We start from the raw sequence: 24,558 nt of genomic DNA, 5'->3' as shown, positions 1-24,558 counted from the left end.
TTCCCCTCTCCATATAGGCCCAAAGAAACGGAGGCCCCATGGCAGAGAATGAGTTTCCCGGTTGGCATGGCACCACCATCGTCGGCATCCGCAAGGGTGACGAGGTCGTCGTCGCAGGCGATGGGCAGGTCAGCCTTGGACAGACGGTCATCAAGGGCACGGCGCGCAAGGTGCGCCGCCTCAGCCCCGGTGGCTATGACGTTGTCGCCGGGTTCGCCGGGTCGACCGCCGATGCCTTCACGCTTCTGGAACGGCTGGAATCCAAGCTGGAGGCGACGCCGGGACAGCTGCAACGCGCCAGCGTGGAACTTGCCAAGGACTGGCGCACCGACAAGTACCTTCAGAAACTCGAAGCCATGCTGATCGTGACCGATGGCAGCGAGTTGTACGTCATCACCGGCGCGGGTGACGTTCTGGAACCGGAATACGGGATCGCGGCCATCGGGTCGGGCGGCAACTATGCGCTGGCCGCCGCGCGCGCGCTGATCGACACCGATGCCGACGCCGAAACCATCGCGCGCAAGGCCATGGGCATCGCCGCCGATATCTGTGTCTACACCAACGGCAACCTGACCGTGGAGCGGATCGGCAAATGACCGAGATCACCCGCGACGACCTGCGCGCCGCGGTGGCGTCCGGCATGCTGACCGAAGCTCAGGCCGCGGGGGTGATTGTCCTGTCCGAGGAACGCGCGGGTGCGCGGGCACGGCGAAGCGGCCTCGATGAACCGTTCGAACTGTTCAAAGGCTTCAACGAGATCTTTATCGTCGTGGGCCTCGTCATCCTGTTCGCGGGCTGGATGGGGGTGACGGGTCTCAGCCTTCTATCGATCAACAGCGGCTATCTGCTGGGGATGCTCTATTCCGGGATCGCCTTTGGCCTGATCGCGCTGCTTGCGCGGTACTTCACGCTCACGCGCCGCATGGTCGCCCCCTCGATCGCACTAGCCATCATGTTCGGCATCTCGGCCGGGCAATTCGGGCTGTCCGTAGCCGCCGCGATGGACGCGCAGTTTCAGGGCACCATCACCATCGCCGCCGCTTGCGCGGGGGTCATGCTGTCGCTCTATTACTATTTCTTCCGAGTGCCCTTCACAGTCGCATTGATCGCGCTCAGCGTCTTTGGCGTCGCCTTCGGGCTGGCCACGATGGGCGGCGCGGTGCCGTCGTCGCCGCAGGATATCTTCCTTCTCTCCGCCGATGGTCCCTTTGCGCTGCTCACGATCCTTCTGGGCATCGTCGGCCTGATCGTTGCCCTGAGGTTCGACATGAGCGACCCGCATCGCGTCACCCGGCGCGCGGCCTCGGGGTTCTGGCTGCATGTCATCGCGGCTCCGGCCATCGTGAACACCGTCGCACTGACCCTGTTCGAGCAAGGCAGCCTTACGGCGCGGCTTGTCCTTGTCGCCTTCGTTGCGCTCATGGCTCTTTTCGCCATCATCATCGACCGCCGGTCCTTCCTCGTGTCCGGCGTGGGCTACATCGTGGCGCTCTCCATCACGGTGATCGAGGGCAACGCCTTTTTCGTCATCCTGTTACTGGGTGCCGGCCTCGTCTTTCTGGGCGCGCAATGGGAGGCCCTGCGCGGCGCCCTGATGCGCGGCCTACCCGCCTTTCCGGGCAAGACCGGCCTCCCACCCTGGACCATTCCGACCCCTGAGGAGCAGAGATCGTGACCGACCTGACCCCCCGCGAAATCGTGTCCGAACTGGACCGCTTCATCATCGGCCAGAAGGACGCCAAGCGCGCTGTCGCCGTGGCCTTGCGCAACCGCTGGCGGCGCAAACAATTGGGCGATGACCTGCGCGACGAGGTGTACCCCAAGAACATCCTGATGATCGGCCCCACCGGCGTCGGCAAGACCGAGATCTCGCGCCGCCTCGCCAAGCTGGCCCGCGCGCCCTTCATCAAGGTCGAGGCCACGAAATACACCGAAGTCGGGTATGTCGGCCGCGACGTGGAACAGATCATCCGTGACCTTGTCGATGCCGCGCAGATCATGGTCCGCGAATACATGCGCGAAGAGGTCAAGGCCAAGGCCCACGAGGCCGCCGAAGACCGTGTGATCGAGGCACTCGCCGGGACGGATGCACGCGAGCAAACGCGCGAAATGTTCCGCAAGAAGCTGCGCAGCGGCGAGTTGGACGACACGATCATCGAGCTTGAGGTCGCCGAGAATTCCAACCCGATGCCGATGTTCGAAATCCCCGGCCAGCCCGGCATGGGCGGGGCCGGCGGCATGATGAACCTTGGCGATATCTTCGGCAAAGCCTTCGGTGGCCGGACCGTGAAACGCCGCATGACCGTCGCCGCCAGCTATGACACCCTGATCGAGGAAGAGGCCGACAAGCTGCTGGACCAGGAGGCCGTCACCAAGGAGGCCGTGCGCGCCGTTGAACAGAACGGCATCGTCTTCATCGACGAGATCGACAAGGTCGCGGCCCGCCAAGACGTGCGCGGCGGCGATGTCAGCCGCGAAGGCGTGCAACGCGACCTTCTTCCGCTGATCGAGGGCACGACCGTGTCCACCAAGCACGGCCCGGTGAAAACCGACCATATTCTCTTCATCGCCTCGGGCGCGTTCCACATCGCGAAACCCTCGGACCTGTTGCCCGAACTTCAGGGCCGCCTGCCGATCCGGGTGAACCTGCGTGGGCTTACGGAAGAGGATTTCGTGCGCATCCTGACGGAAACCGATAACGCCCTGACGCGGCAATATTCGGCCCTGATGCAAACCGAAGAGGTCACCGTGACCTTCTCGGATGACGGGATTGCGGCGCTCGCCCGGATCGCGGCACAGGTGAACGACACGGTCGAAAACATCGGCGCTCGGCGGCTCTACACCGTCATGGAACGCGTTTTCGAAGAGCTTAGCTTCACCGCGCCGGATCGAGGTGGCGAGACGATCACGGTCGACGCAAATTTCGTGGAAGAGAACCTTGGCGAATTGACGCGCAGTACCGATCTTAGCCGTTACGTGTTGTAGGTTTGTGCTAGGGTAGGGCCATGCGGCGGCAGTTGTTTATCGTTATCTCGCTTTGCGTCGTCCTTGTTGGGTGCGCGGGCCGTTCCGTCGTGCAATTGGTGCCCGAATTTGCTGGCATCGGGGATAACGAACTGGTCTTCGTCGCCAGCACCCGCGAATACCTCGACGGTGAGTTTACCAATCAACGCCTCGAAGGGCTGGACTACCTGCGCTTTGACGTCAGCGTCCCGCCTGAGCGAGAGCTTGGCGCGGTCGAGCCGGGCCGCAGTGGCACGCCCGATCCGGCTACGGAGTTCCTTACAACTTCGGCGGATCGGTTGGGAAACAGGTCTAATTTCCGCTCGGCCATCGCGGCCGAACTGGCACGACGTCCCGCCAACCAGCGTGAAGTCATGCTGTTCGTGCATGGCTACAACACGACCTTTGCCGATGGGCTGTATCGCACGGCCCAGATCCGGCACGACTACGATATTCCTGTGGTCCCGGTGCATTACGCGTGGTCCAGCGCCGGGAGCGTCCTGGGATATGCCTATGACCGCGACAGCGTCCTCTTTGCGCGCGACGGTCTGGAACAGGTGATTACCGAAATCACCTCCATCCCCGGGGCCGAACTGGTCCTTGTTGCCCATTCGCTGGGATCCAGCATGACGATGGAGGTCTTACGCCAGCTCAGCATCGGCAATCGACGCGACGTTCTGGACCGGATCGCGGGCGTGATCCTGTTGTCACCCGATGTGGATATCAACGTGTTCCGCACACAGGCCCGTCGGATCGGGGACCTGCCGCAACCCTTCTTCATCTTCACCTCGCGGCGTGACAGGGCGCTGCAATTGTCGGCGCTGATCACCGGGCAGCGCAATCGCCTGGGCACCCTGGGCACCGCCGACGATGTTTCTGAATTTGACGTGACCCTGATCGATGTGTCGCAGTTCCGCGGTGGCGAGAATGACACGATGAACCATTTCACCGCAGCATCCTCGCCCGCGATGGTGGAACTGCTCAGCCAGGTGAGCTTGGTCAATTCGTCGCTTGAAAACGACCCGACGCAGCAACTCGACCTGTTCCAAGGGACGATTCTGACGGTCAGCAACGCGACCCAGATTATCCTCGCGCCGCAGGAGCTTCTGCCCTAACCGCGCCGCTTGAGATAGACGTAATAGGCCCCGCTTCCGCCGTGCCGTTGGTGCGCCTCACGGATATCGAGAACCATGGCGCCCAGCGGTGGCGCATGGAGCCAGCCGGGAACCTGCTGCCGCAAGACACCGCGCCGGATCGGGATCGGCCCGTCGCCGCTATCGCCCTCGCCACCACGGCCTTTGCCGGTAATCACCAGCACCAGCCTGTGACCGGCATCGAAACTGTCGATGATGAAATGAACCAGCGCCGGATGGGCCTGCGCCAAGGTCATGCCGTGCAGGTCGATGCGCGCCTCGGGCTTCAACTTGCCGCGCAGCATCTTGCGATGCGTTCCATGATCCATCCGCACGGGGGCCGATGCGATCCGGTTCGACAGGTCATCGCCAGGATGATGCGTGACGTGGGTCGGCGTATGAACCTTTTCCCCGATCATGAAGGCGCGCAGGCGCGACGCGGCGTCGGGTTGCGGGGTCGTCACTGGCTTGGGCTTGTCGGGATCAGCCGAACGCTCACCCGTCGGCTTGCGCGTATGCATCGGCTTTGTCGTGCGCGCCACCCGTGCCCAAAGCTCTCGCTCCTCGGGGGATAGACCCTTTTTTCCCTTGCGCCGCATCGGTCAGGCATCTGGGACGCGGCGATGCGCCTCTTCGATGGGAAGCAGAACGATCATCCGCCCCGGATCGCGGATCGTGCCCGCCGCCTCTCCCGCGTCATCCCCGAAGCCGAAAAAGATATCGGCGCGCTGTGCACCGCGGATTGCACCACCGGTATCTTGGGCAACCATCAGGCGACGCATCGGACCTTCGCCATCCTTCTCGATCCAGACCGGCGCGCCAAGTGGCGTGTAACGGGGATCGACCGCGATTGTCCTCAGCGGCGTGATCGAGCGGTTCATCGCCCCGAGCGGGCCAAGAGACGGGTCTTCGATCTCGACCTCGCGGAAAAACACGTAGGATGGGTTGTGGTGCATCAACTCCCGCCCAGCGGCGGGATTGCGTCGCACCCAGTTCTGGATCACCTGCGCCGAGACCTGGTGCGCCTCGTAGATCCCGCGGCGGACCAGTTCGCGCCCAATGGACCTGTATTCGTGCCCGTTGCGCCCACCATAGCCTACGCGGATCACGCGGCCATCGCTCATCCGGATACGACCAGAACCCTGGATCTGAAGGAAAAACAACTCCACCGGGTCATCGACCCACGCGATCTCAAGGCCGCGTCCTTCCAGAACGCCGCTTTCCTCGATTTCTTCGCGGCTGAGCCATTGTCCGGTGACTTCGGGCGGCATGCGGTACACGGGATAGCGATACCGCGCCGTGCGCCGCATCGATCCTTCCAACTCCGGCTCGAAGTAGCCGGTGAACAGCGCGGGCGTATCACCCCCGATCAGAACCGGGCGGAACAGCAATTCGAAAAAGGTGCGCGCGTCGCTGCTCGTTTCCGCCATGGCGCAAATCGGTGCCCAGTCCTCGCCGTCGATATCGCGGCAGGTGGACAGGAACGTGGAAAGGGCCGCGGCGTGATCATCCTCGGCCCATCCATCGAGATCGGAGAATTGCAGCAAGCGGACCGGTTCGTCAGCCACCGCTGACCCCGGATACAGGACCAGCGCAAAGATCGTGGCCAGAAAACCGCCGCGCCACCCCATGGATCATCCGTCGGTGGCCACCAGAACCCAGTTCGGGTCATCCCGGCCCATGGTCCGCGCGAAGGTCCAGACATCGCGCTGCCGCTTGATTTCGCCCGGATCGCCTTCAATCGTCTCGCCCGCGGCGTTTTTCACGACCGAGGTCAATTCGCCCACGAACCGCACGGTGATCTCGGCTTCCTGCGTGCCCCGATCGTAGGTCGCATCCTGCAAGGCCAGCTCGCGAACGCCGACAAACTCGGCCTCGATGTGCAGCCCCTGTTCTTCGCGCTGACGGATCACGGTTTCAAAGGTTTCGAGCACATCATCGGCCAAGAACGGGCGCAGGTCATCCACATCGCCCCGTTCGAAGGCCATCAGGATCATCTCGTATGCGCCACGCGCGCCGTGCAGGAACTCCTGCACGCTGAAGCCCGGCTCGGCCAGTTTCATCGCGGCCAGTGCCTTGGCGGCGTCGCTGCCATCTTCCACATGGTCGATGATGTCGTTGTCGGGTCCGCCTTCGATCACTTCGAAATCACGGCGCGGCTCGCGTGCCATGGGTTGCGGACGGGCCGGTGGTTTCTCAAACCCCTCCCGAGTGCCCAGAACACTTCGCAAACGCAGGATCAGGAAGATCGCGATTCCTGCGAGAACCAGCAGGGACAGGAGAGAGGAGTTCATGCTCGGGTACCTTTCGCGGCGGTCGGCGGTCTTACATCGAGGATCGCAAGGCACATATGTAAGGTACGGGGTGGGTCAAGTCCATCTTCGGGCCCCGAATACCGGGTGTCAAAGACGCGCAGTCGAGCGGAGCAAGACCAATGTGGCTATTTTTACTCTTCCTTGCGGTTCCCCTGATCGAGATCGCCCTGTTCATACAGGTCGGTGGATTGATCGGGCTTGGACCGACCCTGTTGATCGTGGTGTTGACCGCGATTGCCGGGACGGCTCTGGTTCGGTCGCAAGGGGCGCAGGCCTTGCAGGGCTTGCGCAACAGCTTCGATGAGTTGCGCGACCCCACCGAACCGTTGGCCCATGGCGCGATGATCCTGTTTTCCGGCGCACTTCTGCTGACGCCGGGGTTTTTCACGGACGCGGTCGGTTTTGCCCTGCTCATCCCGGGATTCCGCAACCTCGTCCTGCGCGAATTGCGAAAACGGATCGAGGTGCAGTCGATGGTTCGCACCGAACGCGGCTGGCAAGAGACCCGCGATGACGTGATCGATGGTGACTACACGGTTGAGGATACTCCGCCACGCTCCGGGCCGTCCGGTTGGACACAGCATTGAGGCTTTCGTTCGCGCCTGATAGATCAGCGTCAAACACGATTTGAAGGAGGCTGACATGGCCCAAGACGAAACCGGCGCGGCCCCCGCGCAAAGCAACGGCGCGCAACAACAACCGACCCTGCCGAAGATGCAGATTCTCGGCCAGTTCGTGCGCGATCTGTCGTTCGAGAACATCGCCGCGCAGAAATCGACCCAGTCGCAGCTTCAGCCCGACATCCAGGTTCAGGTCGCCATGGACGCGCGCAAGCGCTCCACCGAGAACCAGTACGACGTCATCATGAAGCTGAAGATCGAAAGCAAGACGAAGGGCGACACGCCCGAGCCGATCTTCCTGCTGGAAATCGAGTATGGCGGCATCTTCAGCATCGAGAACGTGGCCGAAGAACAGCTGCACCCCTTCCTGCTGATCGAATGCCCGCGGATGCTGTTCCCCTTCGTGCGCCGGATCGTCTCCGACGTCACGCGCGACGGTGGCTTCCCGCCGCTGAACCTCGACCAGATGGATTTCGTGGCGCTCTACCGTCAGCAACTGGCCCAGCGCCAAGCGGCGCAGCAGAAAGCCGACGCCTGACGACAGGATCTAGGCGAAGCGGGCCCAAATGGCCGCTTCGCCCAGTTCCTCGATAAATTCCGCGTGGGCCACACGCTCTTCCTCGGTGACTTTCGAGGGCAGGGGCGTTGGACGCGGACGCGGGCGCCACGTTTCATCCGTGGCGCTTTGCTTTTGGCGGCGCTCGGTCGGCGCAAGGGCAAAGTCCGGTTGCTTGCCGCCCGTCAACTCCAGGTACACTTCAGCCAGGATTTCGGAGTCGAGCAGCGCGCCATGCTTTTCACGCATGGAATTGTCGATCCCGAAGCGGCGGCACAGCGCGTCCAGCGAGGCCGGAGAGCCAGGAAAACGTTTGCGCGCGATAAGCAACGTGTCGATCGCCTGTTCCGAGGGGAGGGTCGGCAAACCCGCCCATTCCAGTTCGGCGTTGAGAAAACGCATGTCGAAACTGGCGTTATGAATGACCATCTTCGCATCGCCGACGAAGTCGCGAAACTCTTGCGCGATCAGCTTGAAAACAGGTTTGTCAGACAGGAATTCATCGCCAAGCCCGTGAACATCGAAGGCTTCCTGCGGCATGTCACGTTCAGGGTTGATGTATTGGTGATAGGTCTGCCCCGTGGGGACCTGGTTCCACAATTCGACGGCCCCGATCTCGACGATCCGGTGGCGGGGATTGTCGAACGGGTCAAGGCCGGTCGTCTCGGTGTCGAGGACGATCTCACGCATTAGTGTCTCCAGAATACTTCGACACAATATCTGCCACGGCTGCACGAGCGTCTTCAAGCGTATCGGTGCGAATGACGTGATCCGCGCGCGCGCGTTTTTCCGCGTCCGGCATCTGCCGGGCGCGGATGGTTTCAAATTGCTCCGCCGTCATGCCGGGACGGTCGAGCACGCGCCGTCGCTGCTCTGCTTCATCCGTGCTGACCACGACCACGGCATCGACCATCCCCTGGCCGCCGGTCTCGAACAGAAGAGGGATGTCCAGCACCACCAAGTTGTCAGCCTTATGCGCCTCGAGGAATGATTTACGATCCTCGGCGACGAGGGGGTGAACGATTTTTTCGATCCTGTTCAGCAGTTCAGGGTCTTTTTTGATCTCGGTTTTCAGAACGGTTCGGTCAACTTCGCCCCTAACCACGGCAGCCGGCACAAGGCCGGATAGGGGGGCAACGGCTGCCCCGCCCGTGCTGTAGAGACGATGAACCGCGGCGTCAGCGTCCCAAACCGGGATACCGAGGTCTCGGAACATCTGCGCGGTGGTGGATTTTCCCATCCCGATGGAGCCTGTCAGGCCAAGTTTGACGGTCATGCGCCAAGCACCGCTGCCCTCAAGTCGTCATCGACCAACGGGGTATAGCTGAACCAACGCTCAAAACCGGGCACGGCCTGGTGCAAAAGCATACCCAAGCCATCCACCGTCTCGCATCCGCGGGAAGCGGCCTCTTCCAAAAGGGCGGTTCGCAAGGGCGCGTAGACAATGTCGGAAACGACGGTCGGCGGCCGCAAGCGCGACAGGTCGATCGTCAGGGGCGGCTGGCCATCCATTCCCAGCGAGGTCGTGTTCACGATCAGGGACGCATCGCCGACCAGATCGGGGATCATCGTCCAATCCACGGGAGAGACTCGCGCGCCGAATTGATCCTTCAACGCATCGGCGCGGGCCCTCGTCCGGTTGGCCACGTAAACCACCGGCGCACCATCCGAGAGGAGCGCCCAGACGATCGCCTTGGCGGCGCCCCCGCTGCCCAGCACAAGCGCCGGACCGGCAGAGGCCGTCCATCCCGGCAGGCTTTGCCGGATGCTACCCAGAAATCCCATGCCATCGGTGTTGTCGGCCTGAATACCGCCAGCGGCGGTGAAGGTCAGCGTATTTGCCGCCCCGATCAGCGCGGCGCGGTCGGTCACGGAATCGGCTAGCGTCAGCACATGTTCCTTGTGCGGGATGGTCACGTTCACACCCACGAACCCCATCCGAGGGAGGGTGCGCAGAACCTCGGCCAGATCGGCATGGTTGACTTCGAGCGGAACGTAATGGCCGCGCAATCCGTAGCGCGACAGCCAATGGCCGTGCAGCCGGGGCGAGAGGCTATGGGCAACGGGGTCGCCGATGACACCGGCAAGCGGGATTTTCGGACGGGCCATCAGCTGATCCAACCTTTCAGTCTCAGGAACGACAGAAGCTCTAACAGGGGCAATCCAAGCACGGAGAACCAATCACCGTCCATGCGCGAGAAGAGCTGTGCGCCAAGTTTTTCGGCCTGGTACGCGCCAACGGACGACGACACCTCGGGCCAGGCGCGGTCGAGATAGCGGTCGATCTGCTCTGCGGTGAGGGGGTGCATTGTCATGCGGACTTCGCCCACGTGGCGCCAAACGGGTGCGCCATCCTCGTAGATCACGGCTGCGGACAGGAGGCGATGTTGACGGCCGCTCAACTCGGCCAGATGCGCAGCGGCCTCTTCGCGGGTGTCGGCCTTGCCGAAAATGCGGCCCTTGAGCTCCAGCACCTGGTCACTGGCCAGCACACAGGGCGATGCGAACTTTTCGACCGCCTTGCGGGCTTTGAATTCAGCCAGGGTATCGGCCACATCGCGCGGCGTCGCGCCTTCGGCCTCTAGCGCGGAACGAATCCCGACTTCATCGATTCGAACCGGGCGGACATCGACGCTGACCCCGGCATTTTCGAGCATCTGGCGGCGGATCTCGGACCCCGAGGCGAGTACAAGGTCAGCCATGTGACGAAAACTCCTTGGGACAGATGTGTTGAAAACCACCGGAGCAGGGCCGGGGATGAAAAAGGACAGAGGGGACAGAACGGCGCCTGGTGCTGTTTTCTGCCCGGTCCTCCGGTCTGATACCAGTGTTTTTCCCCGGGGACAGGGTTTGTTCAAGACGGTTGGGGAGATCGCAGTCATCCAAGTATTTCCGGAATTTTTCCACAGCTTGATGCAAAGCCGGATGTTCCATAACCAATTGATAAACATTCATAATTTGAGTTCTCCCGCGTTTCTACAGACGCGAAGCGATAGTATTCAGTGCTCGAGTTGGCGTGTGTATGAACGGTTCGAAAGCGAGTTTTTCGGCTTATCACCGGTCCTACAACCTTCTACTTACTTTAAAATTCTTTCTTTTTATTTAAGAAGAGGGCGATCAGCGCCGGGAATTGACTTTCGAGCAGGAACCCCATAGCTGAACAGCCAAGCCATCGTCCGATGGTGGATATTCCATAGAACATGACCGTCCCCGTGCCCCGCAACCTGGCGGCACGTGTGCAGACGAATGGTGATCCTTCCCATGAGTGAAAACATCCTGCGCCTGGCAGACCTGAAAGCGAAATCCCCCAAAGACCTTCTGTCCATGGCAGAAGAGCTGGAGATCGAGAACGCCTCGACCATGCGCAAAGGCGACATGATGTTCGAGATCCTGCGCGAACGGGCCGATGAAGGCTGGGAAATCGCGGGTGACGGGGTTTTGGAAGTCTTGCAGGACGGGTTCGGCTTCCTGCGCAGCCCCGAAGCGAACTATCTGCCGGGCCCTGACGATATCTATGTGTCGCCGGACATGATCCGTCAGCACAGTCTGCGCACCGGCGATACCGTTGAAGGCGTGATCGCTGCTCCGCGCGAGAACGAGCGTTATTTCGCGCTGACCGATGTGTCGAAGATCAATTTCGGAGAGCCACAGAAGGCCAAGCACAAGATCGCCTTCGACAACCTCACGCCGCTTTATCCGAACGAGCGGCTGAAGATGGAAATCGAAGATCCGACGATCAAGGATCGGTCCGCCCGGATCATCGACCTGGTTGCACCCATCGGGAAAGGCCAGCGTGCCTTGATCGTCGCGCCGCCGCGGACGGGTAAGACGGTTCTGTTGCAGAATATCGCGCATTCGATCGAGACCAATCACCCCGAATGCTACCTGATCGTTCTGCTGATCGATGAACGGCCCGAGGAAGTGACCGACATGCAGCGGTCGGTGAAGGGGGAGGTGATTTCCTCGACCTTCGACGAACCTGCAACGCGGCACGTGGCCGTTTCCGATATGGTGATCGAAAAGGCCAAGCGGCTGGTCGAACACAAGCGTGACGTTGTGATCCTGCTCGATTCGATTACCCGCCTGGGTCGTGCGTTCAACACGGTCGTGCCGTCCTCGGGCAAGGTTCTGACTGGCGGTGTGGATGCCAACGCCCTGCAACGCCCGAAGCGGTTCTTCGGTGCCGCGCGGAATATCGAAGAGGGTGGGTCGCTGACCATCATCGCCACGGCGCTGATCGATACCGGCAGCCGGATGGACGAGGTCATCTTCGAAGAATTCAAGGGCACCGGTAACTCGGAAATCGTGCTGGACCGCAAGGTGGCCGACAAGCGGGTGTACCCGGCGATGGACATCCTCAAATCCGGCACGCGGAAAGAGGACCTGCTGGTCGACAAGGGCGATCTGCAGAAAACCTTTGTTCTGCGGCGGATCCTGAACCCGATGGGCACGACGGATGCGATCGAGTTCCTGTTGTCCAAGTTGAAACAGACGAAGACAAATTCCGAGTTCTTCGACTCGATGAACACCTGATCCAGGGGAGTCGGCCATGAGCACGATTTTCGCCCTGGCCACGGCCCGGGGAAAATCCGGCGTGGCCGTGATCCGCATTTCCGGAAACGAGGCGTTCGAGGTTGGACGTCAGCTGGTCGGCACCTTGCCGATGGCCGGGCGGTTCGGCTTGCGATCCGTCCGCTCGCACGATGGGGTTTTGCTGGACGAGGCGCTGGTGCTGGTCTTTGCCGGGCCGAACAGCTTCACCGGCGAAGATGTCGTTGAATTGCAGCTTCACGGAAGCCGCGCGGTGATCCAGTCCGCTGAGGCGGCCATCCTTGCAACCGGCTTGGCGCGGCCTGCGGAAGCGGGTGAATTCACCCGGCGCGCGCTGATGAACGATACGCTCGACCTTGCGCAGGTTGAGGGGCTGAGCGAGTTGATCGAAGCCGAAACAGAGGCGCAGCGAAAGCAGGCCATGCGTCTTTACGATGGCGGCTTGCGCGAGGTCAGCGAGACCTGGCGGAACGATCTGTTGCGGGCAGCGGCCCTGATCGAAGCGACGATTGATTTTGCCGATGAAGAGGTGCCGGTCGATGTGACGCCGGAAGTCCGCGAGTTGATCGGTCGTACGCGAGACAGCCTGTTGCGAGAGATTGCGGGTTCAGAGGTCGCCGAACGGGTTCGAGACGGGTTCGAGGTCGCTATTCTCGGGGCGCCGAATGCCGGAAAATCCAGCCTATTGAACTGGATCGCGGGGCGCGAGGTTGCGATTACTTCGGATGTGGCGGGGACGACGCGGGACGTGATCGAAGTTCGGGTGGATTTGCACGGGCTGCCGGTCACCTTTCTGGATACCGCTGGCCTGCGAGAGACCGAAGACGCGGTGGAAAAGATCGGTGTTGCGCGCGCGATGGAGAGGGCGCGCGCCGCCGATCTGCGTGTTCTGCTGGTTGCGCCGGATGGGTCGGAGGAGGGGGCCGATCTGGTGCAGGCCGATGACATCAGGGTTGCGTCGAAGGTTGATCTTACAGGCGCAGATGGGATTTCAACCGTGACGGGGGCGGGGATTGACGACCTGTTGGAACGGGTCGGAGCAATTCTTGCGGAGCAGGCGGAAAAGGTCGGCACAGCGACGACGGCGCGGCATCGCCATGCGTTGCAACGGGCATGTCAGGAGCTCGAACTTGCTTCGGCGCACCTGGACGCAAACTCGGACGCACCGGAAATTTCCGCCGAACATTTGCGATCTGCGGTGGCCGCGCTTGACTCGTTGATCGGGCGCGTCGATGTAGAGGCCATCCTCGGAGAGATCTTTTCGCGCTTTTGCATCGGGAAATAGGAGTGTTTCACGTGAAACATGCCGATTTTGACGTCGTTGTTATTGGGGGCGGCCATGCTGGCGTAGAAGCTGCGCATACCGCCGCCCGCTCCGGTGCGCGCACCGCGCTGGTTACCCTGCGCCGCGACGGAATAGGGGTGATGTCGTGCAACCCCGCGATTGGCGGTCTTGGAAAAGGGCATCTTGTCCGCGAGATCGATGCATTGGGCGGGGTCATGGGTTTGGCCGCTGACCGGTCTGGCATCCAGTTCCGCCTTTTGAACCGCCGTAAGGGGCCCGCGGTGCGCGGGCCGCGGACGCAATCGGATCGCGCGCTGTATCGTGCTGCGATCATGGAGCTTGTGACCCAACAGCCGAATCTCGAAATCATCGAAGGGGAGGTGGCGGATCTGGTCGTGGAGGGCACGCGCATTGCAGGGGTTGAACTGGCTGACGGCAGCCATATTTCGGCCCGCGCCGTTGTTTTGACGACAGGAACCTTCCTGCGCGGCGTCATTCATATCGGCGACCAGAAGCATGAAGGCGGGCGGATGGGCGACAAGCCGTCGGTCAAGCTGGCCGAACGATTGGACGCGCTTGGATTGCCGCTCGGTCGTTTGAAAACCGGCACGCCGCCGCGATTGAATAGCAAAACCATCGCTTGGGATGGGCTGGACATGCAGCCGGCGGACGAGGACCCGTTCCTGTTTTCCTTCATGTCTACGGCGCCATCGGTTCGCCAGATTGCGTGCGGCATTACGCATACGAACGACAAAACGCACGACATCATCCGCGCCAATCTCGACCGGTCGGCCATGTATGGCGGGCATATCGAGGGGGTTGGCCCGCGGTACTGCCCCTCGATCGAAGACAAGATCGTGCGGTTTGCCGACAAGGCATCGCACCAGATTTTTCTCGAACCGGAGGGTTTGGACAGCGATGTCGTCTATCCCAATGGGATTTCGACTTCGCTTCCCATCGATGTGCAGGCTGATTACGTCCATTCCATCGAAGGGCTTGAGAATGCCGAGATTCTGCAACCGGGTTACGCGATCGAATATGATTACGTGGATCCCCGCTCGCTCGATTCGCACCTGCAGTTGAAAGACTTGCCGGGGCTGTTCCTTGCCGGTCAGATCAACGGCACCACCGGCTACGAAGAGGCCGCCGCGCAAGGTTTGGTGGCTGGCCTGAACGCCGCGCACTTAGCGAAAGATTTGGAGCCCGTGGGGTTTGCCCGCGACGAAGGGTATATCGGCGTGCTGATTGACGACCTGGTAACGCGCGGCGTGTCTGAGCCGTACCGCATGTTCACCTCGCGCGCGGAGTACCGCTTGTCGTTGCGGGCGGATAATGCCGATCAACGCCTGACGCCGAAGGCCATTGCGCTTGGGCTGGTGGGTGATGACCGGCGTGCAGCGTTCGAAGAAAAGATGGATCGTCTGTCAGCCGCGCGCGAGATGATGATGGGCACGCTCGTGACTCCCAGCGAAGCGAAGGCGGCGGGTTTGCGTGTGAACCAGGACGGGCAAAAGCGCAGCGCGTTTCAGCTTCTGTCTTTCCCGGATATCGAGATCGCGCATCTTGACCCAGTGGTGCCCGGCTTGGCCGAGGTCGAGGATGGGATACGCGAGCAACTTGAGATCGAAGCGCTTTATGCGACCTATGTCGAACGGCAGCATCGCGATGCAGAGGCCTTGCGACGGGATGAGGCCCAAAAGATCCCGGCCGAGTTCGTTTACGAAGAGGTTACAGGGCTGTCGACCGAGCTCCGCGGAAAGCTGGCGCGTATTCGACCGGCGACGCTGGGGCAGGCGGGGCGGATCGACGGAATGACGCCGGCGGCGCTTGCGCTGATCCTGACCAAACTGCGCCAGGCCGAAAGGCGCAGCGCATGACGGATGAAGAGGCGCGGGATCAGCTCTTCCGCGATGTTTCACGTGAAACACAGGAGCGGCTGACCCTCTATCACGCGGCGCTGGTGAAGTGGCAGAAAGCCATCAACCTTGTCGCGCCCGCAACGCTCGCCCATGCGTGGCATCGGCATTTCCTCGATTCGGCGCAGGTGTTCGATGCTGCTCAAGTCTCCTCGGGTCGCTGGGTGGATATCGGAAGCGGCGGCGGTTTTCCCGGTCTGGTCTGCGCGTTGATCGCGGCCGAGAAGGCGCCGGACCTGTCCTTTTCCTTCGTCGAAAGCGATATCAGGAAATGCAGCTTCCTGCGCGAGGTTGCCCGACAGTGCGATGTGCCGATCCACGTCTTCAGCCGCCGAATCGAAGATGTGCCGCCGCAGGATGCCGCCGTGCTGTCGGCGCGCGCCCTCGCGCCGCTTGATCAATTGCTGGGCTTTGCCGACCGCCATTTGGCCAAGGACGGGGTTTGCGTTTTCCAAAAGGGCGCGTCCCACCTGGAGGAGCTTGAAAGCGCCCGGGCCCGCTGGCAAATGGAGGTCGAGATCATCCCGTCGGTCACAGCGGCCGACGCCGCCATCCTTCGGATAGGACATATCGCCCATGCCTGACCTGACGCAGCCGCGAATCCTGGCGATCACCAATCAGAAGGGGGGCGTGGGCAAGACGACGACGGCGATCAACCTTGGCGCAGCCTTGGCGCGGATGGATAAGCGCGTTTTGATCGTGGACATCGATCCGCAGGGGAACGCGTCTACGGGGTTGGGCATCGAACCGTCAGCGCGAGATCTGACCACTTACGACCTGTTGTTGGACGACGCGCCTTTGGCGCAGGTGATTAAGCCGACCGACGTTGAAAACCTTTCGATTGCGCCTGCGACGACCGACCTAAGCTCCACAGATGTGGAGCTTGTGTCGCAGGGAAACCGCGTCTTCCTTTTGAAAGAGGCGCTGCGCGGCCCGGACGCGCGGATGTATGATTTCGTTCTCATCGATTGCCCGCCCTCGTTGAGTTTGCTGACTGTGAATGCCCTGGTCGCGGCGGATGCGGTTCTGGTGCCGCTGCAATCGGAATTCTTCGCGCTGGAAGGCTTATCGCAACTGATGCTGACCGTGCGCGAGGTGCGCGAGACGGCGAACCCCGAACTCCGCATCGAGGGCATCGTCCTGACGATGTATGACCTGCGCAACAACCTCTCGCGGCAGGTGGAGGCAGACGCGCGCGAAACCCTGGGCGAGTTGGTCTACAAGACCTGTGTGCCGCGCAACGTGCGGGTGTCCGAGGCGCCGTCTTTTGCGCTTCCGGTGATCGACTATGATCCAACCTCTAAAGGCAGCCAGGCCTATATCGCCTTGGCCGAGGAACTGATGGCGCGCAACGCGGCAGAACAGGAGCAGGCGTGATGGCACAGAAACGGGACCGCAAGGGATTGGGCCGCGGCCTGTCGGCGCTGATGGCGGATATCCAATCGGACGAAACGGCAGAACCGTCTGCTGAAACGGCATCCGACGGCGCAACGCCGCGTGCCGAACGGGTTATTCCGATTGATCGAATCGTGCCAAATCCGGATCAACCCCGTCGCGCCTTCTCGGAGGAAGCGCTGGATGAACTCGCCTCTTCGATCCGGGAAAAAGGTGTGATCCAGCCGCTGATCTTGCGCGTTGACCCGAGTGATGCGCAGAGATTTCAGATCGTGGCCGGTGAACGCCGCTGGCGTGCGGCGCAGCGGGCGCAACTGCATGAATTGCCGGCCATCGTGCGGGATTTCGACGATACGGAAGTCTTGGAAGTCGCGATCATCGAGAATATCCAGCGTGCGGATCTGAACGCCGTGGAAGAGGCGCAGGGCTATCGTCAGTTGATGGATCGGTTCGGGCATACGCAAGAGCAGTTAGCGACCGCAATGGGCAAGAGCCGCAGTCACGTTGCGAACCTGATGCGGCTTCTTCAACTGCCCGATGAAGTGCAGGACATGCTGCGGGATGGACGGCTGTCTGCGGGTCATGCCCGGGCGTTGATCACCACGGATGACCCTGTCGGTTTGGCGCGCACGGCTGTTTCCAAGGGTTTGTCTGTTCGTGAGGTCGAGAAACTGGCCAAGAAAGCGGCCGAGGGGCCCTCAACGCCCAAGCAACGCCACACGGCACCGTCGAAAGATGCCGATACCCGCGCGCTTGAGTCCGATCTGGGCGCGGCCTTGGGCATGAAGGTGGCTATCGATCACGACGAGGCCAAGGGATCGGGAAAAATTTCCATCAATTACAAGGACTTGGCCCAGCTTGACGACCTCATGCGCCTGCTTTCAGCGACAAGTCATTGATTACACGATCAAATCCCTGAGAATCGCGTTGAGCAGGGGGCGGCCGGCATTGGTCGTCCTGAGACGAGAGCCTTCGATTTCAAGAAAACCGTCTTCGATCAATGGCTTGAGGCGTGTCGTATCGAACGCATCCCCGGTCATGCGTTGATACCGCGCCAGGTCGATCCCTTCGGCAAGGCGCAACCCCATCATGAGATACTCCGTGCCCTGGTCTTCCGGCGAAACCTCCGTTCGGGCACTCTCACCCGATCCCTGCTTTTCCACGTGCAAGAGCCATTCCATGGGCGAAAGGGCGGTTTCCGTGGCAAATCGCTGCGTCCCGATCGTATGGCGACCATGTGCGCCGGGTCCGATCCCGCCCCAATCGCCCGCGCGCCAATAGATCAGGTTGTGACGCGACTGCGCCATGTCGCCAGCGTGGTTGGACACCTCGTAAGCCGGTAGACCCGCTTTATCGCAAAGGTCTTGCGTCAGCGCATACATGTCGGCGCCGAGGTCGTCGTCTGGCAACCCCTTCAGCCCGCCGTTCGCGAACCGGTCGCCAAAGGCGGTGCCGGGTTCGATGGTCAGCTGATAGAGCGAGAGGTGATCGGCGGCCATCGACAGCGCCTCGGTGAGTTCTGCGCGCCAATCTCCAACGGTTTGATGTTGGCGCGCGTAGATCAGGTCGAAGCTGACCCGATCGAAAACGTCCCTCGCAGTGTCGAAGGCGGTGCGGGCCTCGGCCACGCTGTGCAGCCGCCCAAGCCGTCGCAAATCGTCATCATTCAGCGCCTGAATACCCATGGAGACACGGTTTATCCCGGCATCCCGATAGCCGCGAAAGCGGCCTGCCTCGACAGAGGTAGGGTTCGCTTCCAGCGTGATCTCGATGTCATTGGCAACGGGCCAAGCTTTGCGGATTGAATCGACCACGGCAGCGACCGTTTCAGGCGCCATGAGCGAGGGCGTCCCGCCGCCGAAGAACACGCTTTGCAGCGTCCGGCCCGGTAATTCAGCGGCGAGCCGTTCAACCTCGGAAAGATAGGCGCGTTTCCAGCGATCCTGGTCGATCTGGGCGACGACATGGCTGTTGAAATCGCAATACGGGCATTTGGCCTGGCAAAACGGCCAATGGATATAGAGGCCGAAGCCGCCTTCTTCCCAATCAGGCCGGCTCAAACGCCTTCACCAGCTTGCGGAACGCGTCGGCGCGATGGCTGATGCGGTTCTTTTCCCAGCGGTCCATCTCGCCAAAGGTGATGTCGTAGCCTTTGGGTTGGAAGATCGGGTCATACCCATGGCCCTGATCGCCCCGCATCGGCCAAACCACCTGACCTTCCATCACGCCGGGGAACACCTCGTCATGACCGTCGGGCCAGGCAAGGACCAGCGTGCAGCAAAACCGCGCCGTGCGGGGGTGGGGGGCGTTAACCTTTTCCAGTTCGTCATGGGTTTTCTGCATCGCCATGACGAAATCGCGCCCGTTCGGCGTTTCGGCCCAATCGGCCGTGTAGACACCGGGCGCACCGCCCAAGCCGTCAATCTCGATGCCGGAATCATCGGCCAAGGCGGGCAGTCCCGTTGCCTTGGCCGCCGCATGGGCCTTGATGCGGGCGTTTTCGACGAACGTGGTGCCGGTTTCCTCGGGTTCCGGAAGATCGTGATCCTTGGCCGAGGTCACGGTGATCCCGTAATCGGCCAGCAAATGCGCGATTTCTTCCAGCTTGCCCTGGTTATGCGTGGCGACCAGCAGTTTTGTTCCGTCGAAGCGGCGCATCAGGCGACCGCCGCTTTCTGCGCGGCGACCAGTTCTGCCACCCCTTTTTCGGCAAGGCTGAACATTTCCTCGAACTGACCGCGGGTGAAGGCCGCCCCTTCAGCGCTGGCCTGAACCTCGATCAGCGTGCGGTTGCCCGTCATGACGAAATTGCTGTCAGTTCCGGCCTCGGAATCCTCGGCATAGTCGAGATCAAGGACCGGTTGGCCAGCGTAGACGCCGCAAGACACCGCCGCGATATGGTCGATGATCGGGTCGCTGGTGATATCGCCCGCCTTGAGCAGCTTGTTCACCGCCAGGCGCAGGGCCACCCAGCCGCCGGTGATCGAGGCGCAGCGCGTGCCGCCATCGGCCTGGATGACATCGCAATCGACCGTGATTTGCCGTTCGCCAAGCGCCTGACGATCCACCCCGGCGCGCAAGGCGCGGCCGATCAGGCGCTGGATTTCCTGCGTGCGACCGGATTGTTTGCCGGCAGCAGCCTCGCGCCGGCCCCGGGTGTGGGTTGCGCGCGGCAGCATTCCGTATTCCGCCGTGACCCAGCCCTGGCCAGAGTTGCGCAGGAAGGGCGGCACGCGTTCTTCCAGCGAGGCGCTGCACAGGACATGGGTATCGCCGCACCGGATCAGGCATGATCCCTCGGCATGGCGCATGACCCCCGTCTCGATGGAAATTGAACGCATTTCGTCTAGGTTTCGGCCGGAAGGACGCATAGATTTCTCCTGATTTCCCGTTGCGGGATAATCTGCCATGACACACCGGGCAACCCCGAATGGCGGTCGTGGCAGGATGCCTTGGTGAGGTCATTGGACGGAATGGCGGAACAGTCGGATATCCTTGAAGAACTCAACGATCGGTCGCGTGAGGTCTTTCGGCGTGTGGTCGAGGGATACCTTGAGACCGGGTCGCCGGTGGGCTCTCGAACCTTGACGCGGACGCTGTCGGAAAAGGTCTCGGCCGCGACGGTGCGCAACGTCATGCAGGATCTCGAATACCTCGGTTTGCTTGGCAGTCCGCACGTCTCGGCCGGTCGGGTTCCGACGCAGCTTGGCTTACGGATGTTCGTCGACGGATTCTTGGAAGTCGGCGATCTGAGCGCCCAGGAAAAGGCGTCGCTCGATGAAACGCTGGGGTCGAACGCGGCGGATGTATCGGGCCTGCTCGATCGGGTGGGCAGTGCGTTGTCGGTGGCGACACGCGGGGCCAGCCTTGTCCTGTCGCCCAAACACGAGGCGCCGATCCAGCATATCGAGTTCGTGTCATTGTCGCCCGAGCAGGCCTTGGTCGTCCTGGTCTTTTCCGATGGTCATGTCGAGAACCGGCTGTTCGCGCCGCCGCCCGGCTCTACGCCAAGTTCGATGCGCGAGGCCGCGAATTTCCTGAATGCGCGGCTGGCGGGACAGACGATCTCGTCGCTCAGGGCCTTGATGGACCGCGAAGTCGAAACCCGCAAACGCGAGATCGACACACTGGCCGATAGCCTGATCCAAAGCGGCCTGGCGGTTTGGGAAAATGACGGCGACCGGACCGAGCGGTTGATCGTGCGCGGACGGTCCAATCTGTTGGAAGATTCGTCCGAGGCCGAAGACCTCGACCGCATCCGCCAGCTGTTCGACGACCTTGAACGCAAGCGCGACATCGCGGAATTCCTTGAACTGACCGAAGGCGGCGATGGTGTGCGCATTTTCATCGGCTCCGAGAACAAGTTGTTTTCACTTTCGGGTTCCAGTCTGGTCGTCTCTCCATATATGAACGCTGATCGAAAGATCGTGGGCGCGGTCGGCGTCATTGGCCCGACCCGGCTGAACTATGGCCGTATCGTCCCGATCGTGGACTACACAGCGCAACTGGTCGGTCGATTGATTTCCGACCGGTCTTGAGAGGGTAAGATGGCAGAGCCGAAACAGGACCAATTCGAGGAAGAGCAAGCGCCTGCTGCGGAAGAAGAGGCGCCCGAGGTCGACGCGGCTGATCCGGAGGTCGAGCTTGAGCTTTTGCGGGCTGAACGCGACGAGCTGCGCGATCGCATGCTGCGCGCGCTGGCCGATGCCGAGAACAGCCGCAAGCGCGCCGAGCGGGACCGCCGCGAAGCCGAGCATTACGGCGGCTCGCGCCTGGCGCGGGATCTTTTGCCGGTTTACGACAACCTCAAGCGCGCCATCGATGCCGCCAGCGAGGAAGAGCGCAACATCGCGGGCGGCGTGATCGAAGGCGTCGAGCTGACGATGCGCGAGTTGATCAACATCTTCTCGAAGCACGGCGTCACGCCCGTCGCCCCCGAGGTTGGTGACACCTTCGATCCGCAGATGCACCAGGCCATGTTCGAGGCCCCGGTGCCGGAAACGAAAGCGGGCGAGATCATCCAGGTCATGGCCGAGGGCTTCTTGCTGCACGACCGCCTTTTGCGTCCGGCGCAGGTTGGCGTGTCGTCCAACCCCGGTTGATCAGTCGCCCAGCATCGATTTCAGGTCATAGATCAGGTTCAACGCCTCGCGCGCCGTCATCTCGTCGGGATGGGTGGCGCGCAGGCGGTCCTCGACCTCGGATGGTTTCACGGGACGCGCGGCCGGCTTGGGCGGTGTCGCCGAGAACAGCGGCAGATCGTCGATCAGCGTGCTGCGCTCGGGGCCTTCGCGTTCGCCCTGTTCCAAGGCATCCAGAACGATCTGCGCGCGCTCAATCACCTGGGCCGGCAGCCCCGCCAGTTTCGCAACCTGCACCCCGTAGGATCGATCCGCCGCCCCGGGCCGCACCTCGTGCAGGAAGATGATTTCACCATCCCATTCCTTCACGGCCATCGTCGCGTTGGTCAGGCCATCCAGTTTGGCCGACAGCGAGGTCATCTCGTGGTAGTGGGTTGCGAAAAGCGCGCGGCAACGATTGACCTCGTGCAGATGTTCCAGCGTGGCCCAGGCGATGGACAGGCCGTCATAGGTCGCCGTGCCGCGCCCGATCTCGTCGAGGATGACAAGCGCGCGGTCGTCGGCCTGGTTGAGAATGGTGGCTGTTTCGACCATTTCCACCATGAAGGTCGAACGCCCGCGCGCCAGATCGTCCGAGGCGCCGACGCGGCTGAAAACCTGGCTCACCAGTCCGATTTTTGCGCTGTCGGCAGGCACGAAACTGCCCATTTGAGCCAGAATCGCGATCAGGGCATTCTGGCGCAACCATGTCGATTTACCCGCCATGTTGGGGCCGGTCAGAAGGGTGATCGCGGCCCCGTCCTTGTCCGGCGATAGCGCGCAGCCATTGGCGACGAAGGGTGTGCCGGATTTCGAGAGTGCAGCTTCGACAACCGGATGCCGTCCGCCTGTGATCACGAAGGACCGGTCATCGGTCATCTCCGGCTTGGTCCAGTCGCCCTCTCGGGCGCGGCGAGCCAGCGCGGCGGCCAGATCCAGCTCGGCCAAGGCGCGGGCGGCGACGCCGATGCGGTCATGACCCTCTAGCACGGCGTCCCGCAGGGACTGGAACAAGGCGCGTTCGATCTCCAATGCCCGGTTGCCCGCGTTCAGGATGCGCGTCTCCAACTCGGACAGGTCCACCGTGGTAAACCGAACCGCATTCGCGGTGGTCTGGCGATGAATGAAGCGTTCCGAAAGGGGCGGTGCCAGCATCTTTTCTGCGTGGGTCGCCGTCGTTTCGATGAAATAGCCCAGTACGTTATTGTGCTTGATCTTCAGGGACTTGACACCGGTCGCCTCGATATACTCGGCTTGCATCCCGGCGATGACACCGCGCCCTTCGTCCCGCAGTTTGCGCGCCTCGTCCAATTCGGCATCGTAGCCCCCCGCGATCAGCCCGCCATCGCGCAGTTGAACGGGCGGTTCCGCAACCAGGGCTGCGTCCAACTGGTCGCGCAGATCATCATGGCCGAGCAGACCCTCGCGCGCCTCGGCCAGCAGGGGCGGCAATTCGATGCCGTCAAGGCGATCTGCCAGTCGCAAGGCACCGGCCAACCCATCGCGGATCGCGGCCAGATCGCGCGGGCCGCCACGGTCGAGGGCAAGCCGCGACAAGGCCCGGTCAAGGTCGGGGATCTGGCGCATCAGGGCATCCTGATCGTCTCTAACCTGCGTTTCAGAGACGAAAAACGACACGGCGTCGTGCCGTGCGCGGATGGTGTCGAGGTCGGTCGAAGGGCCAGACAGGCGACGTTCCAAAAGACGCCCGCCACCTGCGGTCAGCGTTCGATCGAGCACCGATAACAGGCTGTTCGCCCGCCCACCCGACAGCGCATGGGTCAGTTCGAGGTTCCGGCGCGTGGCGGCGTCGAGTTGCAGGATGCCACTGCTGGTTTGCTGCCGGGGTGCGCGCAGTAGGGGCAAGCTGCCTTTCTGGGTCAGATCGAGATAGTCGATCAACGCCCCCATGGCGCCCAGCTCGGCGCGGGAAAAGGCGCCGAACGCCTCCAGCGTTCCGACGGCGAACAGATCCTGAAGCCGTTTTTCCGCCGATTGAGAGTCGAAACTGCCGGGCGAAAGGGGCGTGACGGCGGCCCCCATTTCGGCGACGGCGTCTTGCCGGGCCACCTCCATACTGTCCTGAACCAGCACCTCGCGCGGGGCCAGCCGCGCAAGTTCCGGGCCAAGCCGGACGGGCGGGCAGGGCAGAACGCGGAAATCGCCCGTGGAAATATCGGCCCAAGCCAGGGCGCCTTCGCCGCGAACCTCGGCATAGGCGGCCAGGAAATTGTGCCGCCGCGCATCCAGCAGGCTGTCCTCGGTCAGCGTGCCGGGGGTGACCAGCCGCACGACCTCGCGCCGGACAACGGCCTTGGAGCCACCGCGTTTCTTCGCCTCGGCGGGGTCCTCCATCTGCTCGCAAATGGCGACGCGAAACCCTTTGCGGATCAGCGTCAGCAGGTAACTTTCGGCGCTGTGGACCGGGACGCCGCACATCGGGATATCGTCGCCATCATGCTTGCCGCGTTTGGTCAGCGCGATATCCAGCGCCTCGGCTGCGGCGACCGCATCCTCGAAGAACATCTCGTAGAAATCGCCCATCCGGTAGAACAACAGCGCATCGGCATGTTGCGCCTTGATCTCCAGATACTGCGCCATCATCGGCGTGACGTGTGCGGTCATGCCTATCCCCCGTTTTGGCCGGATGACACTACGCAAGCG

At 62.1% G+C, this 24,558-nt stretch carries 25 protein-coding genes; 14 read left to right on the top strand and 11 right to left on the bottom strand.

All coding sequences use genetic code 11. The features are described from left to right. Positions 1-38: 38 nt before the first annotated feature. The 4 genes from hslV (at position 39) to KUV65_RS09390 (ending at position 4,118) form a co-directional block, all read left to right on the top strand. Positions 39-596, top strand: a complete 558-nt coding sequence (gene hslV, locus KUV65_RS09405) for an ATP-dependent protease subunit HslV (RefSeq protein WP_222189943.1) — start codon at positions 39-41, stop codon at positions 594-596. Continuing rightward, entirely contained in the window at positions 593-1,675 is a 1,083-nt protein-coding gene (locus tag KUV65_RS09400) for a hypothetical protein (RefSeq protein WP_222189941.1), read from the top strand. The genes hslV and KUV65_RS09400 overlap by 4 nt, the downstream gene beginning before the upstream one ends. Continuing rightward, positions 1,672-2,985, top strand: coding sequence for an ATP-dependent protease ATPase subunit HslU (gene hslU / locus KUV65_RS09395; RefSeq protein ID WP_222189939.1), 1,314 nt, complete (start codon positions 1,672-1,674; stop codon positions 2,983-2,985). Before KUV65_RS09400 ends, hslU begins: the two co-directional genes overlap by 4 nt. A gap of 98 nt (positions 2,986-3,083) precedes the next feature. Further along, the gene (locus KUV65_RS09390; protein ID WP_222189937.1) at positions 3,084-4,118 is read left to right on the top strand and encodes an alpha/beta hydrolase; all 1,035 of its coding nucleotides are present in this window, start codon (positions 3,084-3,086) and stop codon (positions 4,116-4,118) included. On the opposite strand, the gene KUV65_RS09385 is transcribed toward KUV65_RS09390, so the two are convergent. The 3 genes from KUV65_RS09385 to KUV65_RS09375 form a co-directional block, all read right to left on the bottom strand. Then, on the bottom strand, positions 4,115-4,657 hold the full coding sequence (locus KUV65_RS09385) for a Smr/MutS family protein (RefSeq protein ID WP_222189936.1): 543 nt from the start codon (positions 4,655-4,657) through the stop codon (positions 4,115-4,117). The two genes, KUV65_RS09390 and KUV65_RS09385, sit on opposite strands and share 4 nt — an antisense overlap. 81 nt (positions 4,658-4,738) lie before the next feature. Further along, the gene (gene mltA / locus KUV65_RS09380) at positions 4,739-5,767 is read right to left on the bottom strand and encodes a murein transglycosylase A (RefSeq protein WP_222189935.1); all 1,029 of its coding nucleotides are present in this window, start codon (positions 5,765-5,767) and stop codon (positions 4,739-4,741) included. Positions 5,768-5,770: 3 nt separating this feature from the next. Then, positions 5,771-6,430 (bottom strand): Tim44/TimA family putative adaptor protein, encoded by a 660-nt coding sequence (locus KUV65_RS09375; protein WP_222189934.1) that lies wholly within the window; start codon positions 6,428-6,430, stop codon positions 5,771-5,773. A gap of 140 nt (positions 6,431-6,570) precedes the next feature. Here KUV65_RS09375 and KUV65_RS09370 point away from each other — a divergent pair, with 140 nt between their 5' ends. Together KUV65_RS09370 and secB are read left to right on the top strand one after the other, a co-directional pair. After that, on the top strand, positions 6,571-7,038 hold the full coding sequence (locus KUV65_RS09370) for an FxsA family protein (protein ID WP_222189933.1): 468 nt from the start codon (positions 6,571-6,573) through the stop codon (positions 7,036-7,038). A 55-nt stretch (positions 7,039-7,093) separates the two neighbouring features. Further along, positions 7,094-7,609 (top strand): protein-export chaperone SecB, encoded by a 516-nt coding sequence (gene secB / locus KUV65_RS09365; RefSeq protein WP_222189932.1) that lies wholly within the window; start codon positions 7,094-7,096, stop codon positions 7,607-7,609. A gap of 9 nt (positions 7,610-7,618) precedes the next feature. Here the strand turns inward: secB and dnaQ are convergent, their stop codons facing one another. The 4 genes from dnaQ to KUV65_RS09345 are packed head-to-tail and all read right to left on the bottom strand — an operon-like array spanning position 7,619 to position 10,329. Continuing rightward, on the bottom strand, positions 7,619-8,374 hold the full coding sequence (gene dnaQ / locus KUV65_RS09360) for a DNA polymerase III subunit epsilon (protein ID WP_308124595.1): 756 nt from the start codon (positions 8,372-8,374) through the stop codon (positions 7,619-7,621). Then, positions 8,310-8,903: a dephospho-CoA kinase gene (gene coaE / locus KUV65_RS09355; protein ID WP_222189931.1), complete on the bottom strand. Its 594-nt coding sequence runs from the start codon at positions 8,901-8,903 to the stop codon at positions 8,310-8,312. The genes dnaQ and coaE overlap by 65 nt, the downstream gene beginning before the upstream one ends. After that, positions 8,900-9,736 carry a shikimate dehydrogenase gene (locus KUV65_RS09350; RefSeq protein WP_222189929.1) on the bottom strand — a complete coding sequence of 279 codons (837 nt, stop codon included), beginning with the start codon at positions 9,734-9,736 and terminating at the stop codon, positions 8,900-8,902. Before KUV65_RS09350 ends, coaE begins: the two co-directional genes overlap by 4 nt. Further along, positions 9,736-10,329, bottom strand: coding sequence for a Maf family protein (locus KUV65_RS09345; protein WP_261331725.1), 594 nt, complete (start codon positions 10,327-10,329; stop codon positions 9,736-9,738). Before KUV65_RS09345 ends, KUV65_RS09350 begins: the two co-directional genes overlap by 1 nt. A 559-nt stretch (positions 10,330-10,888) precedes the next feature. Between KUV65_RS09345 and rho the strand changes: the two genes are divergently transcribed. Genes rho through KUV65_RS09315 form a run of 6 tightly spaced genes read left to right on the top strand, consistent with a single transcriptional unit; the run spans position 10,889 to position 17,673 of the window. Next, positions 10,889-12,160 carry a transcription termination factor Rho gene (gene rho, locus KUV65_RS09340; protein WP_222189926.1) on the top strand — a complete coding sequence of 424 codons (1,272 nt, stop codon included), beginning with the start codon at positions 10,889-10,891 and terminating at the stop codon, positions 12,158-12,160. A 16-nt stretch (positions 12,161-12,176) separates the two neighbouring features. After that, positions 12,177-13,463: a tRNA uridine-5-carboxymethylaminomethyl(34) synthesis GTPase MnmE gene (mnmE, locus tag KUV65_RS09335; RefSeq protein WP_222189924.1), complete on the top strand. Its 1,287-nt coding sequence runs from the start codon at positions 12,177-12,179 to the stop codon at positions 13,461-13,463. A gap of 11 nt (positions 13,464-13,474) precedes the next feature. Continuing rightward, positions 13,475-15,340 carry a tRNA uridine-5-carboxymethylaminomethyl(34) synthesis enzyme MnmG gene (gene mnmG / locus KUV65_RS09330; RefSeq protein WP_308124594.1) on the top strand — a complete coding sequence of 622 codons (1,866 nt, stop codon included), beginning with the start codon at positions 13,475-13,477 and terminating at the stop codon, positions 15,338-15,340. Further along, positions 15,337-15,963: a 16S rRNA (guanine(527)-N(7))-methyltransferase RsmG gene (rsmG, locus tag KUV65_RS09325; protein WP_222189920.1), complete on the top strand. Its 627-nt coding sequence runs from the start codon at positions 15,337-15,339 to the stop codon at positions 15,961-15,963. Before mnmG ends, rsmG begins: the two co-directional genes overlap by 4 nt. Then, entirely contained in the window at positions 15,956-16,756 is an 801-nt protein-coding gene (locus KUV65_RS09320; RefSeq protein WP_222189918.1) for a ParA family protein, read from the top strand. The genes rsmG and KUV65_RS09320 overlap by 8 nt, the downstream gene beginning before the upstream one ends. Continuing rightward, a complete protein-coding gene (locus KUV65_RS09315; protein WP_222189915.1) occupies positions 16,756-17,673 on the top strand; it encodes a ParB/RepB/Spo0J family partition protein in 918 nt (305 codons plus the stop codon). Before KUV65_RS09320 ends, KUV65_RS09315 begins: the two co-directional genes overlap by 1 nt. Here the strand turns inward: KUV65_RS09315 and hemW are convergent, their stop codons facing one another. From hemW to rph, 3 genes are read right to left on the bottom strand one after another with little or no spacing between them, the layout of a single operon-like run. Then, entirely contained in the window at positions 17,674-18,834 is a 1,161-nt protein-coding gene (gene hemW / locus KUV65_RS09310) for a radical SAM family heme chaperone HemW (RefSeq protein WP_222189913.1), read from the bottom strand. Beyond that, positions 18,821-19,432, bottom strand: a complete 612-nt coding sequence (gene rdgB / locus KUV65_RS09305) for an RdgB/HAM1 family non-canonical purine NTP pyrophosphatase (RefSeq protein ID WP_222189911.1) — start codon at positions 19,430-19,432, stop codon at positions 18,821-18,823. Before rdgB ends, hemW begins: the two co-directional genes overlap by 14 nt. Further along, complete coding sequence (rph, locus tag KUV65_RS09300; protein ID WP_222189909.1) at positions 19,432-20,145, bottom strand: ribonuclease PH; 714 nt, start codon at positions 20,143-20,145, stop codon at positions 19,432-19,434. The genes rdgB and rph overlap by 1 nt, the downstream gene beginning before the upstream one ends. 102 nt (positions 20,146-20,247) lie before the next feature. Between rph and hrcA the strand changes: the two genes are divergently transcribed. Continuing rightward, positions 20,248-21,312 (top strand): heat-inducible transcriptional repressor HrcA, encoded by a 1,065-nt coding sequence (hrcA, locus tag KUV65_RS09295; RefSeq protein ID WP_222191250.1) that lies wholly within the window; start codon positions 20,248-20,250, stop codon positions 21,310-21,312. A gap of 9 nt (positions 21,313-21,321) precedes the next feature. Continuing rightward, the gene (locus KUV65_RS09290) at positions 21,322-21,876 is read left to right on the top strand and encodes a nucleotide exchange factor GrpE (protein ID WP_222189907.1); all 555 of its coding nucleotides are present in this window, start codon (positions 21,322-21,324) and stop codon (positions 21,874-21,876) included. On the opposite strand, the gene mutS is transcribed toward KUV65_RS09290, so the two are convergent. Continuing rightward, entirely contained in the window at positions 21,877-24,519 is a 2,643-nt protein-coding gene (mutS, locus tag KUV65_RS09285; protein WP_222189905.1) for a DNA mismatch repair protein MutS, read from the bottom strand. It lies immediately after the preceding gene. Positions 24,520-24,558 lie beyond the last annotated feature (39 nt).

This window comes from Maritalea mobilis (assembly GCF_019800885.1).
GTDB classification, from domain to species: Bacteria; Pseudomonadota; Alphaproteobacteria; order Rhodobacterales; family Rhodobacteraceae; genus Roseibacterium; species Roseibacterium beibuensis.
Note: the sequence above shows the minus strand (reverse complement) of the source record. Positions and strands in the feature narration are given on the sequence as shown.

Bases quoted from the DNA above. Each gene is read 5' to 3' on its own strand.
- rsmG (WP_222189920.1), top strand. From the start codon at position 15,337: ATGACGGATGAAGAGGCGCGGGATCAGCTCTTCCGCGATGTTTCACGT.
- coaE (WP_222189931.1), bottom strand. From the start codon at position 8,903: ATGACCGTCAAACTTGGCCTGACAGGCTCCATCGGGATGGGAAAATCC.
- mutS (WP_222189905.1), bottom strand. From the start codon at position 24,519: ATGACCGCACACGTCACGCCGATGATGGCGCAGTATCTGGAGATCAAG.
- mnmE (WP_222189924.1), top strand. From the start codon at position 12,177: ATGAGCACGATTTTCGCCCTGGCCACGGCCCGGGGAAAATCCGGCGTG.
- KUV65_RS09385 (WP_222189936.1), bottom strand. From the start codon at position 4,657: ATGCATACGCGCAAGCCGACGGGTGAGCGTTCGGCTGATCCCGACAAG.
- KUV65_RS09315 (WP_222189915.1), top strand. From the start codon at position 16,756: ATGGCACAGAAACGGGACCGCAAGGGATTGGGCCGCGGCCTGTCGGCG.
- rdgB (WP_222189911.1), bottom strand. From the start codon at position 19,432: ATGCGCCGCTTCGACGGAACAAAACTGCTGGTCGCCACGCATAACCAG.
- KUV65_RS09345 (WP_261331725.1), bottom strand. From the start codon at position 10,329: ATGGCTGACCTTGTACTCGCCTCGGGGTCCGAGATCCGCCGCCAGATG.
- KUV65_RS09350 (WP_222189929.1), bottom strand. From the start codon at position 9,736: ATGGCCCGTCCGAAAATCCCGCTTGCCGGTGTCATCGGCGACCCCGTT.
- mltA (WP_222189935.1), bottom strand. From the start codon at position 5,767: ATGGGGTGGCGCGGCGGTTTTCTGGCCACGATCTTTGCGCTGGTCCTG.
- hslV (WP_222189943.1), top strand. From the start codon at position 39: ATGGCAGAGAATGAGTTTCCCGGTTGGCATGGCACCACCATCGTCGGC.
- KUV65_RS09400 (WP_222189941.1), top strand. From the start codon at position 593: ATGACCGAGATCACCCGCGACGACCTGCGCGCCGCGGTGGCGTCCGGC.
- KUV65_RS09375 (WP_222189934.1), bottom strand. From the start codon at position 6,430: ATGAACTCCTCTCTCCTGTCCCTGCTGGTTCTCGCAGGAATCGCGATC.
- KUV65_RS09290 (WP_222189907.1), top strand. From the start codon at position 21,322: ATGGCAGAGCCGAAACAGGACCAATTCGAGGAAGAGCAAGCGCCTGCT.
- rho (WP_222189926.1), top strand. From the start codon at position 10,889: ATGAGTGAAAACATCCTGCGCCTGGCAGACCTGAAAGCGAAATCCCCC.
- hrcA (WP_222191250.1), top strand. From the start codon at position 20,248: ATGGCGGAACAGTCGGATATCCTTGAAGAACTCAACGATCGGTCGCGT.
- secB (WP_222189932.1), top strand. From the start codon at position 7,094: ATGGCCCAAGACGAAACCGGCGCGGCCCCCGCGCAAAGCAACGGCGCG.
- KUV65_RS09370 (WP_222189933.1), top strand. From the start codon at position 6,571: ATGTGGCTATTTTTACTCTTCCTTGCGGTTCCCCTGATCGAGATCGCC.
- KUV65_RS09320 (WP_222189918.1), top strand. From the start codon at position 15,956: ATGCCTGACCTGACGCAGCCGCGAATCCTGGCGATCACCAATCAGAAG.
- rph (WP_222189909.1), bottom strand. From the start codon at position 20,145: ATGCGTCCTTCCGGCCGAAACCTAGACGAAATGCGTTCAATTTCCATC.